Origin of the sequence: Desulfovibrio sp. JC022 (genome assembly GCF_010470665.1) — a bacterium.
In the GTDB taxonomy this organism is placed as follows: Bacteria; Desulfobacterota; Desulfovibrionia; order Desulfovibrionales; family Desulfovibrionaceae; genus Maridesulfovibrio.
On sequence record NZ_VOPZ01000004.1, the window covers coordinates 85,788 to 101,530 of the forward strand.

15 protein-coding genes are annotated in these 15,743 nt (G+C 48.9%); 3 read left to right on the forward strand and 12 right to left on the reverse strand.

All coding sequences use genetic code 11. The features are described from left to right. Positions 1-13 precede the first annotated feature (13 nt). The 3 genes from FMS18_RS07470 to FMS18_RS07480 all read right to left on the reverse strand — a co-directional run bounded on the left by FMS18_RS07470 (position 14) and on the right by FMS18_RS07480 (position 2,020). On the reverse strand, positions 14-379 hold the full coding sequence (locus tag FMS18_RS07470) for a PilZ domain-containing protein (protein WP_163293132.1): 366 nt from the start codon (positions 377-379) through the stop codon (positions 14-16). A gap of 135 nt (positions 380-514) precedes the next feature. Beyond that, positions 515-1,264, reverse strand: a complete 750-nt coding sequence (locus FMS18_RS07475) for a flagellar motor protein MotB (RefSeq protein ID WP_163293133.1) — start codon at positions 1,262-1,264, stop codon at positions 515-517. A gap of 3 nt (positions 1,265-1,267) precedes the next feature. Beyond that, positions 1,268-2,020, reverse strand: a complete 753-nt coding sequence (locus FMS18_RS07480) for a motility protein A (protein WP_163293134.1) — start codon at positions 2,018-2,020, stop codon at positions 1,268-1,270. 109 nt (positions 2,021-2,129) lie between these two features. On the opposite strand from FMS18_RS07480, the gene FMS18_RS07485 reads away from it, so the two are divergent. Together FMS18_RS07485 and FMS18_RS07490 are read left to right on the forward strand one after the other, a co-directional pair. Further along, positions 2,130-2,957, forward strand: coding sequence for a purine-nucleoside phosphorylase (locus FMS18_RS07485; RefSeq protein ID WP_163293570.1), 828 nt, complete (start codon positions 2,130-2,132; stop codon positions 2,955-2,957). A gap of 185 nt (positions 2,958-3,142) precedes the next feature. After that, entirely contained in the window at positions 3,143-3,823 is a 681-nt protein-coding gene (locus FMS18_RS07490; protein WP_163293135.1) for a hypothetical protein, read from the forward strand. A 171-nt stretch (positions 3,824-3,994) separates the two neighbouring features. On the opposite strand, the gene FMS18_RS07495 is transcribed toward FMS18_RS07490, so the two are convergent. The 5 genes from FMS18_RS07495 to FMS18_RS07515 all read right to left on the reverse strand — a co-directional run bounded on the left by FMS18_RS07495 (position 3,995) and on the right by FMS18_RS07515 (position 9,366). Further along, complete coding sequence (locus tag FMS18_RS07495; protein WP_163293136.1) at positions 3,995-4,810, reverse strand: ATP-binding protein; 816 nt, start codon at positions 4,808-4,810, stop codon at positions 3,995-3,997. Between the two features lie 382 nt (positions 4,811-5,192). Then, the gene (hcp, locus tag FMS18_RS07500) at positions 5,193-6,794 is read right to left on the reverse strand and encodes a hydroxylamine reductase (RefSeq protein WP_163293572.1); all 1,602 of its coding nucleotides are present in this window, start codon (positions 6,792-6,794) and stop codon (positions 5,193-5,195) included. 260 nt (positions 6,795-7,054) lie between these two features. Next, positions 7,055-7,246 (reverse strand): ferredoxin, encoded by a 192-nt coding sequence (locus FMS18_RS07505; protein WP_163293137.1) that lies wholly within the window; start codon positions 7,244-7,246, stop codon positions 7,055-7,057. Between the two features lie 164 nt (positions 7,247-7,410). Next, positions 7,411-8,718: a 4Fe-4S binding protein gene (locus FMS18_RS07510; RefSeq protein WP_163293138.1), complete on the reverse strand. Its 1,308-nt coding sequence runs from the start codon at positions 8,716-8,718 to the stop codon at positions 7,411-7,413. A gap of 27 nt (positions 8,719-8,745) precedes the next feature. Next, complete coding sequence (locus FMS18_RS07515; RefSeq protein ID WP_163293139.1) at positions 8,746-9,366, reverse strand: 4Fe-4S binding protein; 621 nt, start codon at positions 9,364-9,366, stop codon at positions 8,746-8,748. 109 nt (positions 9,367-9,475) lie between these two features. On the opposite strand from FMS18_RS07515, the gene FMS18_RS07520 reads away from it, so the two are divergent. Further along, positions 9,476-10,156: a Crp/Fnr family transcriptional regulator gene (locus tag FMS18_RS07520; RefSeq protein WP_163293140.1), complete on the forward strand. Its 681-nt coding sequence runs from the start codon at positions 9,476-9,478 to the stop codon at positions 10,154-10,156. On the opposite strand, the gene FMS18_RS07525 is transcribed toward FMS18_RS07520, so the two are convergent. From FMS18_RS07525 to FMS18_RS07540, 4 genes are all read right to left on the reverse strand, one after another. Then, positions 10,153-11,157: a chemotaxis protein gene (locus FMS18_RS07525; protein ID WP_163293141.1), complete on the reverse strand. Its 1,005-nt coding sequence runs from the start codon at positions 11,155-11,157 to the stop codon at positions 10,153-10,155. The two genes, FMS18_RS07520 and FMS18_RS07525, sit on opposite strands and share 4 nt — an antisense overlap. A 124-nt stretch (positions 11,158-11,281) precedes the next feature. Then, the gene (locus tag FMS18_RS07530) at positions 11,282-12,691 is read right to left on the reverse strand and encodes a tetratricopeptide repeat protein (RefSeq protein WP_163293142.1); all 1,410 of its coding nucleotides are present in this window, start codon (positions 12,689-12,691) and stop codon (positions 11,282-11,284) included. Next, entirely contained in the window at positions 12,688-13,980 is a 1,293-nt protein-coding gene (locus FMS18_RS07535) for an HlyD family type I secretion periplasmic adaptor subunit (RefSeq protein WP_163293143.1), read from the reverse strand. The genes FMS18_RS07530 and FMS18_RS07535 overlap by 4 nt, the downstream gene beginning before the upstream one ends. After that, entirely contained in the window at positions 13,977-15,677 is a 1,701-nt protein-coding gene (locus tag FMS18_RS07540) for an ATP-binding cassette domain-containing protein (protein WP_163293144.1), read from the reverse strand. The genes FMS18_RS07535 and FMS18_RS07540 overlap by 4 nt, the downstream gene beginning before the upstream one ends. Positions 15,678-15,743 lie beyond the last annotated feature (66 nt).

Genomic DNA, 15,743 nt, shown 5'->3' on the forward strand with positions numbered 1-15,743 from the left:
AGCACCGGCATAATCAGGATGCGCCTTTCTTCTTGCGCAACAGAATCATACGCTTCTGGACCTCAAGAACGAGCTTATCAAGGCGCGCTTCCTGATACTTGTCCAGCTCAACATAAATACAGCCCATCAGTCCCTTACCAATGTCACGTACAACCTTGATATCAAGACCTGTCAAAAGCTCTTTTTTACCGAGGACAAAGTCCGCCTTGAGCTGCTGGTCCACCTCAAAAGTATCCTTCCCGGCAGAAAAAGCCAGACCGTTAACACTGAAATCTTTCACACTGTAAGTGGAAGGGTACCCTTCAATCCTGAGTGCCAGTCCGGGAAGACTCGTCCGGAACGCACCTCTTGACGTATTGCTATCGAATGAAATGTCCATTCTTCTCTCCAATAATGTTCAACCGGTTAACACCGATGACACCAAACTCAGGTCTAAACATCACACCCGCAGAATATAATCATATATATTTTGAGAGCGGAATTTAAATTTTACTAATTTTTTATAACCGCAGACTTACGGCCCGGTCATAATTTTATCCAACACAAATTCAACACGCCGATTACGCTGACGGTTGCGCTTCGAATTATTAGGAACAAGGGGATCCATCTCGCCCAAGCCCGTTGCGGTAAGTCTATTCGGCTTAATTCCCAATTTCATAAGGTAGCGCAGAACATTTACTGCACGTAAAGATGAAATTTCCCAGTTATCCTTCAACCTGCTCTTACTGCTTGGCTGGGTATCATCAGTGTACCCTTTGATATTGATATACTGGTCGGAGTGGCTGATAAAAAAGTTTTTCAAGGCTTTTACCGCGGCCCGCCCTTTTTTACTGAGCTGCACCTGTCCGGGTTTAAAAAGCACATCCGAGGGCAACTTGATAGTTATCTTGCCGTCCTCAAACTTGGCACTCATAATCCCTTCCACCCCCTTGGTGGTCTGGAGATATTTTACATCTTCAAAGACTTTGCGCTGGGCTTTGATTATCTGCCTGCGGGTGACAACCTGATTGAGGATGGCCCCGGCCTCCTCACGGGAGACCTTGCTGGTGGCGATCTTCTGCAATTTACCACTGATGGATTTGCTCACCGACTGAAAAGTCATATCAAATTTCTTAGCATCAATTTCAGACATGGAATAAAGCAAAATAAAAAAGACCAGCAGCAACATGGATAAGTCAGCAAAAGTGGTTATCCACTCATTCGGCTCATCCTCATCTGCTTCATCGTCAACAATCAGCCCGCCTTTCAGAAGTTCATCATCCATGGCTTAATCTCCGGTCCTGTCTCTGGGAGCCTGAAATGAAGAAAGCTTCTCATAAACCAGTCGGGGGTTATTGTTTTCGAGGATAGACTTGGCACCCTCAAAAATAATCTCAAGATGAAGCTGCTCCTGAAGAGTCCTCGCCCTAAGTTTTGCTCCGATGGGGATAAAAAGCAGGGTTGCCAGCAGGGAACCGTAAAAAGTGGTCAGAATAGCAACAGCCATGGCCGGACCGATGGATGCAGGGTCAGAAAGGTTGGACAGCATCTGGACCAGACCGATCAGAGTACCGAGCATACCAAACGCAGGAGCAAGTCCCGCAAGGCGTTTATACACGTCCTGAGCAATCTTGTGGCGTCTCTTCATGGCCGAAATTTCAATCTGCAAAGTGGCGCGGATAAGTTCAGGATCAGCATTATCTGCAATAAGCTGACATGATTTGCGCAGGACCACGTTCTCGGTCTGGACGTTTTCAAGGGCAATCAGACCTTCACGACGGCTGATTTCAGCAACTTTGACCATGATGCTAACAACTTCGTTGACCTTAACTTTTCTGGAAGAAAAAGCCTTGAATCCTGCGATCATGGCCTGAATAACTTCTTCAAAAGGAAAAGCAACGCAAATAGAAGCCAAAGTACCGCCGATAACAATCATCATACCGGGAACGTTGACAAATACGTCCACCGCACCGCCAATAAAAATTGCACCGACAACCAGGGAAAGCCCGACCAGCATCCCGATTAAAGTGGAAAAATCCATAGAAACCCGTTCTCTTTTAAGTTACTAGTTAAGACGGATAGTTAGAGAAACAAGGAGCAACCACATGCTCCATCCGTACATTAAACCCGAAACTACGAGTAAAAAAACTATGACCTCCCCGGAATCTATACATACTATTAGCAGGCATATACTAGAAAAGATAGATAATTTTCAAGCAACTGCCACCGGAATTATTCTCGGTTCAGGTCTTGGCGAGGCCATAACCCGTCTGGATTCAGCAATTGAAATCCCCTACTCTGAAATTCCGGGATTTCCGCAATCCACAGTCAAGGGCCACAGCGGAAGCCTCATATATGGTTTAATGGAAGGAAAACCAATACTTGTCTTCAGCGGGCGGTTTCACATTTACGAAGGATACAGCGCAGCCGAAGCCTGCACTCCGGTAAGGGTTATGGGTGAGTTGGGCATAAAAAGAATTTTCATTACCAATGCCGCCGGAGCACTCAATCCTCAATTTGATGCCGGGGACCTTATGTTGATCACCGATCAGATCAATTTTACCGGGCACTCCCCGCTGACCGGACAAAATAACGACGATTGGGGAGTCCGTTTCCCGGATATGAGCAAAGTTTACTGCGAGAAATTGCGTGCAACAGCTGTTCAAGCCGCTAAAGACAAGGGAATCCGCCTTGAGCGCGGTGTGTATGTTCAAGTCAGCGGACCCAACCTCGAAACCCCGGCTGAGACCCGCATGTTTAAACGGCTTGGTGCCGACGCAGTAGGCATGTCCACCGCCATCGAAGCCATTGCCGCAGTGCACATGGGCATCAAAGTAATGGGCATAGCCTGTTTGACCAACAAAAACCTGCCGGACTGCATGGCTGAGACAACTCACGAAGCAGTAATCGAGCAGGCTGCCAAGTCTTCAGCCGCCATGTCCGCATTGATTCGAGAAATTATTTCCCGGCTGGATTAGTTTTTTAACTGTCAGGAAGGCCATTTTTCCGGCTCTATTTGCCCGATTTTGTCATCGCAAATAAAATGCCACGGGGTCAAGAGTCTGTATAAGCGTCTCTTTTCTACCGTGGCATTTTCATTGCAAACAATTTAGCGTCAGCAAACCCTTACAATGTTGCTCATATTTAAAAACAGGGAACTTTCATGAAAGGCAGAACAATAAGCTTGATAATGGCACTGACCGCGCTTCTGGCATTTAGCGCATGCTCAGCAGGCTACAAAGAACGGACCTTGGACTACCTCGGCAAACGCCCCACCACCGGACCGTTTTTCAAGGAAGATAATACCCCCATGGTAGAATTGAACTACAAAGCAGGGGACCAGATATCCAATCAACTTGAAGAAAGACTCCCTCCGGGATCACCTATCACCGTGAGCATGTTCCGGCTGCGCGGCAGTACCCTGCAAACTGACTTTGCCAAAGTTCTCACCGAGCAGGTAGCTTCACGCATTGCGCAAAAAGGATTTGCCATTGTTGCTGACAGTTCCCGCTTTCCCACAACCGCCCTTGATGAAGATCTGGCTCCGCCGGAAAAATGTGTACTCGCCGGGGCATATTCCGTCGGCAAAAAACAAATTTTTGTAACTGCCGCAGTTTCAACCGTTGCAGACGGAGAAATTCTAGGTTCATGGGACTGGACTGTGCCCCTCAATTCAAAAACAAAGGCTCTGCTGCCCATCAAGGAAGACCCGGATATCTACCCTATGGTCAATACCTCCGGGCCAATTGAAAGAAATGATCCCGCACAATCCACATCACAACCGCGTTACGTGCCGGACCAATTTCACAACCAGCCCGGCTTTGAGCAGGATATTATGAATTAAGAATGCCTTCGGCGACCCTGCCGGGGGCCTTAAACCCTTTAGTTCAGCTTCGCTGCTTAACCCAATAGTTTATCACTTAAATAGAAACGGGGCATCTCCGATCAACTCGGCGATGCCCCGTTTCAGCTTATATAGTCAAAGGAGGTAGATGAATCCTTTCTTTACAAAACTCTAAAGCGGTACAGGCTGATCAAGAGTAGTCTTGGCCTTTATTTCACCGGTACGCTTAACAATTATTTTTTCTGCCGGAATGTCCGCTCCGGCCTGCTTAAGAGCCGCAGCAACAATCTTGCTGAAATTGGAACAACAGGGAACTTCCATTTCCAGAACAGTGATGGATTTAAGTCCACTCACACTGAAAATTTCGGTCAGACGCTGCACGTACATCTGCACATCATCAAACTTTGGACAGCCCATGAGCACCTTCTTACCGGGCAGAAATCTTTCATGGTAACCCGGAAGCGAGACCGCAACACAGTCCGCAGTCAACAACAGGTCCGCGCCCTTGAGGAAAGGAGCGTCCGCAGGCACCAGACGAATCTGGATAGGCCAGTGGGTCAACTGCGAAGGTCCGGCCTCAGCATCAGTTGGAACATTGGCCTGCTGGCAGGGAGATGCAGCAGGAGCAAAGGCTTCAAGCTTGGAACCCGCACAACCGCAACCGCCGGAGACAGGCTTGGCTCCTGCACCGTTCAGACGCAGGCTTTCAGGGTCAGGCATATGGTTCGGCACTTCACGGCCCTGCTCGGTCAGCAATTCCTTAACTGCTTCAGGATCAAAGTCGTCAGCTTCCACTTCAATAACCTTCAGCGCGCCGGTAGGACATTCGCCCAGACAGGCCCCCAGACCGTCACAGTACTTTTCAGCAACAAGCTTGGCCTTGCCGTCAATTATCTGCAATGCGCCCTCTTCACAGCCCGGTACACACTGGCCGCAACCGTCGCAAAGTTCCTCGTCTATAGAAATCATCTTACGTAATACTTTCATTTTATTATCCTCCATCGCCGTGCCTTATAGGCCTGCGGCGGCTGGGATTTGATGCGCTATCGCGCTTTTTATCTAAGATGCCTTCGGCGATCCTGCCGGAGGCCTTAAACCCTTTTCCAAAAGGGTTTAAGAATCCCAAAACGTTTTAATTGGTTTCAGGTATTGTAAACTTATTCAATTGTGCCTCAGATAATTAAACCTTTAGCGGAAATTTGTATTAAATCTTTCAACGACGCTCTGCCGGGTAAAAATAAATTTAAAGAGTTAATAGAGTCTTCCGGCAAAACAGAGCGACAGCTTATTAAAAGTTTCTGAAAGGGGTGGGGTCTGGGGAGGGGAAAACTCTTGCAAGAGTTTTCCCCTCCCCAGCCGCCGGAGGCAATTAACCGAGAATTGCCTTGAGATCTTCTTCAGGGGTGCTGATGGGCATAATGTTGAAATTTTCAACGAGGAAGTTCAGCACGTTAGGTGTGATGAAAGCGGGAAGACTGGGCCCGAGGCGGATGTCCTTGATGCCGAGGTGCAGCAGAGTCAGCAGGATGGATACAGCCTTCTGCTCGTACCAGGACAGGATCATGGACAGGGGAAGCTCGTTCACGTCGCATTCGAATGCGCCTGCAAGAGCTACTGCGATCTGGATTGCGGAGTAGGCATCATTGCACTGACCGATATCGAGCAGACGGGGGATGCCGCCGATGTCGCCGAGCTGCTTGTCAAAGAAACGGAACTTACCGCAAGCGAGGGTCAGAATAACGGTATCCTGCGGAGCTTGCTCAACGAAATCAGTGTAGTAGTTACGTCCGGGCTTAGCACCGTCACAACCGCCGACGAGGAAGAAGTGCTTGATGGCACCGGCCTTCACGCCTTCGATTACCTTATCTGCCACACCGAGTACGGAATTGCGGGCGAAACCGCAGAGAACTTTGCCGTTGTCAGTATCTGCTGCGAAACCGGGCAGTTCCTTGGCCTTTTCGATTACTGCTGCAAAATCACCGTTGGTTACGTGGGTAACGCCGGGCCAGCCGACGAGACCGGTGGTGTAAATGTTGCCCTTGTAGCTTTCAACAGGCTTCTGAATGCAGTTGGTGGTCATCAGAATGGCACCGGGGAACGCTGCGAATTCCTTGGCCTGATTCTGCCATGCGGTTCCGTAATGACCGTAGAAATGGTCAAACTTTTTCAGTTCGGGGTAACCGTGGCAAGGCAGCATTTCACCATGGGTGTAAATATTGATTCCGGTTCCTTCAGTCTGTTCGAGGAGCTGGCGCAGATCCTTAAGATCATGACCGGAAACGAGGATAGCCTTACCAGCCTTGGCACCGAGGGGAACTTCGGTGGGCACGGGATGACCGTAAGAACCGGTGTTACCTGCATCGAGAAGTTCCATGGCCTTGAGGTTCATTTCACCACACTTCATGGCCCAGCCGACCAGCTCTTCAAGGCCGAGCTGCTGCGGAACAACGGAAAGTGCTTCGTGAATCTGAGCGTAGAGTTCGTCGTCTTCCTGACCGAGAATGGCTGCATGGTCAACGTAAGCAGCTACACCCTTGAGGCCGTAGACAAGAATCTGCTTCAGGGAACGAAGATCTTCATTTTCGTCAAAGGAAGTTACGGGAAATGCTTCACCCTGCTTGCTCAGCTCAGCAGCAGTGGCAGCAACCTTGGTTACAGGACCACAGTCCGCGCTGACCTTGGCGGCCAGTTCGTCACGGGCGGCAGCAACATTCTTAATGACCGGAACAAATCTTTCATCATCAAAGTTAACATTAGTAAGAGTAGAGAAAACTGCTTCAGCAGTAAGGCGGTTTGTTTCAGCTGAAACTGCAACACCTTCTTTACGTGCTGCGGTAGCTGCTGTTCCAAGCTCGACACAAAGCTGAACAAGAAGATCCTGAATGGCGGACACTTCATCAGTCTTACCGCAGACACCCTTAACGGTGCAGCCTTGGCCTTTTGCTGTCTGTTCACACTGGTTGCAAAACATTTTAAACTCCTTTTCAGGTATTTGGTTTTCTACTTCTTCACTACCGAATATCGAAACAACCTTTTTAAGTATTTGATTCAGATCAAAAGCCATAATTTTTCCCCTTCCGTTAAATACTGTTTTAAAGATTAACCTGAGACGGCTTTAAAACTTCGACCCAGCCCGCGTCAGGATTGATTTCTCATTTGTTGAGTCCAAACTAGGCAAATGACGCTTAAAAGTATTTGATTCAGGTCAAAGGAGACATAATTTTCTAATTTTTAATCTTCCCAGTGAATACAATTGGTAGGACAAAGCTCCATTGCAGCCTCCACATCAGACTCGCCGGCCCCTTCGGGATTCTGAACTTGAGCCAAATCACAAGCACCCATTACAAACACACCGGGGCAAACTTCAACACAAGCTTCACAACCAACACATTCATCAACGTCAACAACTACAGTACGACTCATATTTTGCCTCCTCCTAAAAATAGGACAAACCAGACAATCCAAGTTTGAAATTATCACACTCGCAAAACTTGCGAAACATATTTCCTTCTAAACACCAAAACACTATTAAGAATAGTTCTTAATAGTGTTTTGTAAAGTATAAATTTTGAATTTAAAGGAAAAAATCAGATGCGGGCTACCCCCAAAAACAGTGCATGCAGTGATATGACCAGAACCAGAAATATTTTACGCGACATTTCCGGAGCCATAAATGGCAACCGGTAACCGATACTTGCTGAAGCGCAGCTGGAAACACAATCCCCGCAAAGAGTACAGGAAATTCCGGGGCTCCCTGATTCGATATCTGCGGGCCTAAGGGCATTATAACGGCAAGTCCTGCTGCACTTCATACATTTGCAGCAATCTGCTGAAATCTTCATCCGCCAAGGGGAAATACGGCCCAGCAGATTGGAAACAATGCCCATGGGACAAAAAGCCGTGCAATGGACCATCATGCCCATACGCCGGGAAAACCAAAGCATGATCATGATGCCCAGCATACCGAACAGAGCAGCAGACCAGACCGCAATCACAGCTGAAACTCCTGCCGCACGCATCCCCCACGCTGCAACGAGAACAAGTGTCAGCAAAGCCAGCCGCATCCAGATTAGCCGGGAGTTGAAATTATTCGACGGTTTAAGATTACCGATGCGGCTGCACAGGTCATCCCATGCCCCGATATAACAAAGATGACTGCACCACGCCGGACCGACCAGAAGTACCGATACAGTAAAAAGGATAGGCATAAAAAAACCGGAACCGCGAAATACCGGACCTGCGGCAATTAATGCGGGCACGGGCAGGTGGAGTTTCCCGCTCATCAAGCACTGTTCAATCCCGGCTAAGCCGAGGGCCAGTTGCCCGAAAAAGACCAGCGAGAACAAAGCCCAGATGCGCGGGCGCATGGTTTTAGCGCCTTCCGGGCTGAGCATCCTGCCCCCAAGCCATGTCGCGTAGAGAGCCAGCAGAAAGATTTCCGCCCTGCCCCAACCGGGAAAAAAGCGGTCGGCAAGGAGTATAGGGAAGGGAACCTTGCTGCGCGTAATTTCGAGCAGAATTGCGGTCAGCAGGAAAATGGATGCTTTAAACCAGCCCTGTTCCCTGCCCCGCTTAAACCGTTCCCTTCCGGCAGGGGAAAAACAATAGGCAGCAGAAAAGATAGTCAAAGCAAAAACAGCCCCCATAATCAGGGCCAGCCGAATCCAGTCAGCTCCCGCATTGATGCGCAAATTTATCAGCGCGGAACCTTTATCAAGCCAGAGCAGTGAACCGCAACCGAGTAAAATGCCGGCAATATTCCCGGCCCAGCGTTCCCGGCTGAAAGCGAGTCCTGCCGAACCGATCAGAAATACCGCAAGTCCACCATCCCCACCACGCACGGCATGAGCCGCAAGCAGCAGATATGCAATGGAAAGCAAAAAAAGTCCCGTCACCTGACCATCCTGTGATTAGTTTTCATATTACTCGAGCAGAAGTTTGTCATGTCCGGCCCGTTCCATGACCCATCCAAAACGTTTGCCATCCACATAATTTTCCATCCAAATATTCATGCATCTGACAATCAAACCCAGTACTTCATCAGTGGTGTAGACGCCGGGAAGCTCGGTTCCCAGCCGGGGATGGCGTCCAAGCCTACCGCCCACCAGAAAACGCCATCCGCTACGGGAGCAGGAAATAACTTCAGTAGGACAAACATTTGTACAATATCCGCAGACAAGGCACTTCTCGCGGTTTATGAGAATCTTGCCGTCTACCATTTCCATAGCCTCGTCGGGACAGTGGCGCACACACTCCTCACATCCGATACATCCCTCATGGTCAATAACCGGAACACAGGCCCTGATCAGGCCGATATCAGCAATGTGAGGCCGTGAACAACCATTGGGACATGCAGCCACATTTACACTGGCCATTTTATGCCTGCTTACTTTATCACCGAACTTTTGCTCAAGGAATTCAGGCCAGCCTGTTTCCTCAATTGCCTTCTCAATTCGCTTTGAAAAATCTTCATCAATAAACAAGGCAAAACGGCACCCCCCGGCAGTTCCACGGCAGGCATTAATTACAGATGATTTATCCATGCTGTTTCCTTTCTTCGTTTTATCGGTTAGTTAACCATAGAATACAAATTGGGCACAAGCCCTGACTTAAGTCATTTACCGGGCACCATTAATTATAAAGAAAGATGTAATGAAAAAGACACATAATCTGGAAAAAATCAGCCTTTTTGCAGGTCTTAACAGTGAACAACTGGATAAAATCTCACAAATCATCGTCCCACGTGAATTAAAAAAGGGTGAACAGATCTTTATTGCCGGAAGCGATGCCACAGGCTTTTATTCAATCGAGTCGGGAAAAGTAAAAATCTATCGGGAATCACTGGCAGGCAAAGAACAGATTATTCATATTTTCGGGGCTGGAGAGATTTTCGGGGAAGTGCCGGTTTTTCAGGGAGCCTGCTATCCTGCAAGCGCAGTTACTCTTGCTAAATCCACCCTGCTCTATTTCCCGCGTGACCGTTTTGAAAAAGTTATCCGCGAAGACCCGGACCTTGCCATGTCCATGCTGGCCCTGCTCTCTGGAAGGCTGCGTCAATTGGTCAACCAGGTGGCAGCCCTGAGTTTAAGCGAGGTTCCGGCAAGGCTTGCCAGTTACCTGCTCCTGCTCAAATCCACCCAGAATTCCAACAAACTGGAACTGGACCTGCCCAAAGGGCTAATCGCTTCATATCTGGGCACCATTCAGGAAACCCTATCCCGCGTCTTCAAAAAGATGAGCGAACAGGGGCTTATCAAGGTAGAACGAAAAACAGTTGAAATTATTGATGAAGCAACGCTTGAGTTGATTGCCAGCGGTGAAGAGCAGCTCTAGATACAGCCTTTATACAGCCCATCAAGATCAGCTCTGGCCTGCTTGACCAACGTTGCAATCTGCGGCTTGGAATACTGGCGGTTCGCACCTACGGCCTCCCCCTTGTGCAGCAACTCTTCATTAATCAAAGATGAGAAAAGATAAACAGTAAGGTCACGCAGATTAGGATCTTCCTTGATGCGCTTGGTCAGGGCATGACCGTCCATACCCGGCATTTCGATATCCGAGACCACAATCTGGATAAATTCGGAAACATGCAAACCGGTCTTACTAACCTTTGCAGAAATTTCTTCTAAGGCCTTCCAGATCTCAAGACCGTTGGGATAAGCGGTAACATCGAATCCACCCCGCTCAAGGGACATTTTAACCAGATTACGCATGGAACGGGAATCATCAGCGCACAGTGCCTGATAGACACATTCCACCGATTCTTCCACTTCTTCAAGGGCAGCCTTGTCCCGTGCCGGGTTTAGATCTTCCATGGCCTGCTCAAGGTCAAGCACCTGTAAAATGCGGTCTGGATCAGTAAGCTTTACCGTTCCGATGATGGTCCCTTCAGCATACTTAGCCATATTGCCTTGCAGGGATTCAAGCTCGCTCCAGCTGACGCGATGAATCCTGTTAACCCCGGAAACAAGAAAAGCACTGACGATTTCATTAAATTCGGTGACCAGCACCATGCGGCGTTCATTTGTAACCGGCTCCATATGCAGCCAGCCGCTGAGATCAATAAGCGGAATGACCGTACCCATGAATTCAAATATGCCCAGTACCAATGGACTCTTGGTATCAATTGAGGAAGAAGCTCTGGAAATAGAACCATCCTGCTTACGTCCGGAAAAATTTTTAAGATCCGCTTCTCTGACAATTTTCTTAACTTTCGCAACGTTCAGACCGAAAGACCAGCGCTTATATGAATCACCGCTGCCCTCATCAAGGTAAAGCTCTAAAAGCTCCACCTCATTGGTTCCGGATTCAAGCAGAATTCTACTCCCCGTCATTACTGGCTATCCCCTCAATTCGCTTTAGAATCTTAATGTATTTCTTGAACTCAGTTAAATCGTTACATCACCTAAACCTTTCAGTCCAGCCTCTCTTAGCAAAAAGCATCGAATTGATATTAACTTAACTTTTAAGTTTCTTTTTCAAAGTAGCCAGCATGGTGTTAAAAACGTAATTCCAATCGCCGGGCTTTTTCTGACGAAAAAGAGTCATGCTCGAATACCATGGAGAATCCTTGCGCTTGCGCATCCACCGCCAGTCAGGATTATAAGGGATCGCAACCCAGACAGGAAGATTTAAGGCTCCAGCCAAATGGGCAACCGAGGTATCCACGGTAATAATCAGATCCAGCTGTCCCATGATTTTGGCCGTATCCGCAAAATCTTCACAGCCGCTGCCAAGATCACGCACAAGCACCCCACAACCGAATTCATCGCGCTGTCTGGTCTCAGGTCCCTTTTGCAGTGAATATAGACTCACGCCGGGAAGCTCGGCAAAAGGCAGAAAATTTTCAATACTTACCGAACGGTTATGGTCATTTTTATGGGTAGGCTTTCCTGCCCAGACAATTCCGATCTTGAATTTTGTACCGTCAGGAACATGGACCGGAAATCCGGCCTGTGCAGGAGGAATCAGATAGGGGCATTCCCGTGGAATAGAATCCATATCATGTTTCAAAATTCTCGGCAGACTGATGAGCGGAATCTGCACCTCAAATTCCGGTAATTTATCTCCACCACTTACGATCTCAGCGATCCCGTCCATCCCTTGCAATAAAGAAACAAGTTCCGGCTGGCACTCAAAAACAACCCTGCCCCCGGCCTCGGCCACTAAGGGAATGTAACGGCAGAAATTAAGGGTATCCCCGAAACCCTGCTCCGCATAAATGAAAATCGTTTTCCCGTTCAGGGGGGAGCCATCCCAAAGCGGCTGGCGGAAATGACGGACAACAAGCTCTTCACGCTTCCAGCGGTATTCATAAAGCTCAAAGCCGTTGATGAAATCACCTTTTGCCAGCAGGGCCAGAGATTTATCCCAATTAATCCTGTCATCATCGGGTTTGAATTTCAGGCAATGATTAAAGAGTCGGATGGCCTCATCCAACTTGCCCATATCCTGCAAAACCAATCCAAGATTGTAATAGGCATCAATAAATTTGCGATCCAGTTCAATTGCCCGGCGATGGCAGGCTACGGATTCCTTGAGTCGCCCCAGCCTGCGCAGTACATTACCCAGATTGCTCCATGTACCGGGATTGTCCGGCTTTACCGCAATAGACCTACGGTAACAAACCTCAGCAGCCTTAAATTTCTCCTGAGCACGCAGGGCCACTCCAAGATTACCCAGCAATACGGGATCATCCGGCAGTTGCCCCAACGCAACGGAGTATAGAGCAATGGCCTCATCATAATTGCCGGCAGAGTGCTCCTTTACCGCATTGATAAAAACTTCCTTTACCCGCAGAGGAACCGTATCAATCCAGTCCGGCTGTCTATTCCCTTTCTGCCCGGAAGCTGGTTCTTTATTACTCATCGTTCCCTCATGGCATAACTGATGGACCCCATAAACGGCTCAAGAAGATATTCCATCACTGACCGGGTCCCGATGTGGATTCCGGCAATTACACGAATGCCGGGGAAAAGCTTATAATAATTTCCATCGTGCTCAAAAAAATCCTTATCAGTCACAATGCGCACCCGGTAAAAAGTCAGACCCCTATCGGTGGAGTCTGCATCAGGACTGATGTTCACGACCTTACCGTCAATATTGCCGAAACGGGATGCATCACTTGAAGCCAGCTTAACCACCGCCTTCTGCCCGTCCTTTACATAACCGATATCACTGATGGGCAGCCGCGCTTCAATAACAAGCTTATCACCCGCCGGAACAATGTCCATGATGGTCATACCGGGTCGCACAACTTCACCGATACTGACCACGTAAAGTGTCTTGACCACTCCATCCACCGGGGAACGGATGACAGTACGGCTGAGATTGTCCGCAAATTTCCTGAGCCGCTGTGAAAGCTCATCAAATTCCCTGCGGTCCTCCTGCAACTCCTCACGGACAGAAGCCAGATATGAATTCCTGATCTCCCCGATATCAGCCTTGGCCTGCGCCAATGCAGAACGAGCCTTGCCCAGCTTGGCGGAATCCTCCTCAATGGCACTTTTGAGCTTTGATTCTTCCTTGAGAAAACCCAGGTGCTTGTAACGGGAGGTCAAGCCGTCTTCCAGCAGTCCGGCACTGATTTTAATCTGCTCACGCAAAAGTTTCAGGCTGTTGCGGGAGTTTCGCTGCCGGGAAGTAATCTGTTTGATATCCTGTTCCCGCTGCTTGATCTTTTCACGCTCCGAAAGCAGATCGCTCTCAACCCGGGCCTTACGGGTCTGGAATAATTTCAGGGACCGTTTAATCAAAGCGGGAAATTTTTTAAAAATATCTTTGGGATAATCAGGCTCTTCAAGTCCCTTATCCTCAGCGGAAAGACGGGCGATATTGACCCGCAGGGAAGTAACCCGGACCTCCAGTTCATCCACAGTGGAATCACTGGCAGTGGCTTCAAGAACGACAAGTTCCTGCCCCTTTGCCACGCTCTCCCCTTCGCGGACGTTAATCTTCATGATAATGCCGCCCTCAAGGTGCTGCACGGGCTTAACCCTTGAACTGGGAATAACCTCACCTTCCGCCTGACTGACGATATCCAATTGAAAAAAGCAGGCCCAGCCTAAAAATCCCAAGCACATGGCAATGCACAGGAAAAGGAAAAAATGACTGGCACCCTTTACTTCACCGGAATATTCCGGGGTCATACCGGTCATTGCACACTCCCGCTTTTGGACGGTTCAGCCTTATCCTTTTCAACATCCAGTTTCGGGAAAAGCACATTCGGCTTCGGTTTATGCCCAAGATCAATAATAATATCCGCACGCTGCATGAGCCGCATATCCTGTGAAACTATCACCATAGTTTTTTTCGCTTTAGCCATACTCTGGATAATCATATCCATGACCCGCAACCCTTCAATATCAAAGCCCTCGGCAGGCTCATCAAGCACGGCAACCGCCCCTTGAACAGACAAAGCCCTGGCAAGAGCAAGCCTGCGCCGGATACCCACGGCAAGCTCTGCTCCGCCGTTTACCACCTGCGCTTCAAGCCCCTGGGCACTGGTATCAAGATACTTCTTGAGTCCGGCAATCTCCACAACACGCTTAACCCGCTCCTCATCCATATCGGGATTGTTCAAACAGATATTTTCCCTGATGGTGGCATTAAGAAAAGTCGGTTCCTGCGGCAGATACATGACCTGCTTGCGCCACCATGGAGCTGAAAGCTGACGCACATCAACTCCTCCCACAAGAATCTGACCCCGTCCGGGATCGATAAGCCCCAATAAGAGACGCACGAGAGAAGTTTTCCCGGCCCCGTTATGCCCGGTAATAATCACAATATTGCCCGGCTCAATACGCACATCCAGACCTTCGAAAAGAGGTCCGGTTGAACCGGGATAGGCAAAGCCGAGATCTTTAATCTCTATGCCGCCTCTGTAATTTTTAAGTTCTGTCCCTGTTTCAGATTCAAGGGGTTGGCGGACGAACTCCTGCAAGGACTGCATCATCTGCCCAGCCTGCGCGATCATTGCCCGTGATTTCATGAAAGATGCAGATACGGCAAGAGCCTTACCGGAAAGGATTGATGCCCCGATAAGTCCACCGGTGCTCATTGATCCGGCAACAACCTCACGTGCACCCACTGCATAAACCATAACCCGCAACAGCATGGCTATACTTTGCAAAACAGCCTGTCCGCGCGTTCCGCTCTGAACCATGTCACGCTTGATCTGCTGCAATTTACCCATCTGGGTCTGAAAAACATTGTTCAGATATCCGCGCCCGCCAAAAGCCCTGACTGTGTCGGCACCGCTGATGGCATTGGCAAGGTTGCCCCGGTGTATCACCGACTCGTTACGCATGACATCGGTCATCCGTTTGCCGCGCCTCATGTTCAGCCAACCGGCCAGCATGGAACAAACAATAGCCAGCACGGTAATCAGGGCCAACACCGGACTCAAAAAGAAGGTCGCCCCCACAAATAGGATAAAGAACGGCATATCCAGAACAGAACAGATAACTGATGCGTCATAACCGGACTGCACAACCTGTATCCCTCCCATGAGTTCATGAATACGCGCCGGGGGAATCCTGCCCAGAGTATTCATCTTGGCGCGGGCAAGGCAGCCCAGCACGGTCTCGGAAAGCATACGGTCCGGTCCCACATTAACAGCTGAAGCCAGACGCACCCGCACCAAAGTAAAAGCATGATTCAAAACCCCGGCAATGAGCATCCCGGTGGTCAGGGTGATCAGGGTTCCGTCAAAGCCGTACCCGACATAACGGTTCAGGACCTGAATAACGAAGATAGGTGAAGCAAGGGATAGTATATTGATAAAAAAAGAAGCGAGGCAGATCTCAAAGGCAAGAAACGGGTGTAACGACAATCTCCTCAACAACTCTCTCATGTGACCTATCCCCTATCCAAAGTAAGAAAAGCAAAAAACTGCCCGGAAAAAGAAAATTCCATGAGC